Here is a 1,280-nt window from a genome sequence, read left to right as displayed (position 1 = left end):
GAACAAGATATAATACAAAGTATAGCAGACGCATGTCAATATATATCTTTTTATCACCCTGAAGATTTTGTTAAAGGGATGGTAGAAGCATATGAAAAAGAACAAAGTGAATCAGCAAAAAATGCTATTGGGCAAATCCTAATCAACTCTAAAATGTGTGCAATGGGGCATAGACCTTTATGTCAAGATACAGGAAGTGTAAATATTTTTATTAAAGTAGGACTAAAAGCTAACTTAGATATTTCAAAAGATTTAGAAGATATTTTAAATGAAGGTGTAGCTAAAGGTTATACTGATCCTGATAACACATTAAGATATTCAGTAGTTGCAGATCCAGCAGGAGCTAGAACTAATACTAAAAATAATACTCCAGCAGTTATTCATTTTTCTGTTGATGCAAACTCTGATAAATTAGATATTACAGTTGCAGCAAAAGGTGGAGGAAGTGAAAACAAATCTAAATTTGCTGTACTAAATCCATCTGATTCAATTTATGATTGGGTTATGAGTAATGTTGAGCAAATGGGAGCAGGATGGTGTCCTCCAGGAATCTTAGGTATTGGTATTGGTGGTAATCCAGAAAAATCTATGCTATTAGCTAAAGAAGCTTTAATGGGTCATGTTGATATTCATGAACTTAAGCAAAGAGGTCCTCAGAACGCTTTAGAGGAATTAAGACTTAAACTATATGAAGATATCAATAAAATAGGAATTGGAGCACAAGGACTTGGTGGATTAACAACAGTACTTGATGTTAAAATCTTAGATTATCCATGTCACGCTGCTTCATTACCTGTTGCTATGATTCCTAACTGTGCAGCTACTAGACATATCCATTTTGAATTAGATGGAAATGGACCAGCTAAATTTGAAAAACCAGATTTAGACCTTTGGCCAGATTTAGAATTACCAATGGATACAATCAAAAGAGTAAACATAGAAGATTTAACAAAAGAGAATTTATCTCAATTTAAATCAGGAGATACTTTACTATTATCAGGAAAAATCTTAACAGCTAGAGATGCAGCTCATAAAAAAATTGTTGAGTACAAAAATGCTGGTAAACCACTTCCAAATGGTGTAGATTTAAAAGACAGATTTATTTATTATGTTGGACCAGTTGATCCAGTTAGAGATGAAGTAGTAGGACCTGCTGGACCAACAACATCAACTAGAATGGATAAATTTACTAAAGACATGATGGAGATTGGAATCATGGGTATGATTGGTAAGGCTGAAAGAAAACAACCAACAATTGATTTAATCAAAGAGTATAAATC

Annotated in this window: 1 protein-coding gene; it reads left to right on the top strand. The window is 33.0% G+C overall.

The window, feature by feature from the left end:
• On the top strand, positions 1-1,280 hold a 1,280-nt coding region (locus FDK22_RS15620; RefSeq protein WP_138153920.1), incomplete at both ends, for a fumarate hydratase.

This window comes from Arcobacter arenosus (genome assembly GCF_005771535.1).
GTDB lineage: Bacteria > Campylobacterota > Campylobacteria > Campylobacterales > Arcobacteraceae > Halarcobacter > Halarcobacter arenosus.
Note: the sequence above shows the minus strand (reverse complement) of the source record. Positions and strands in the feature narration are given on the sequence as shown.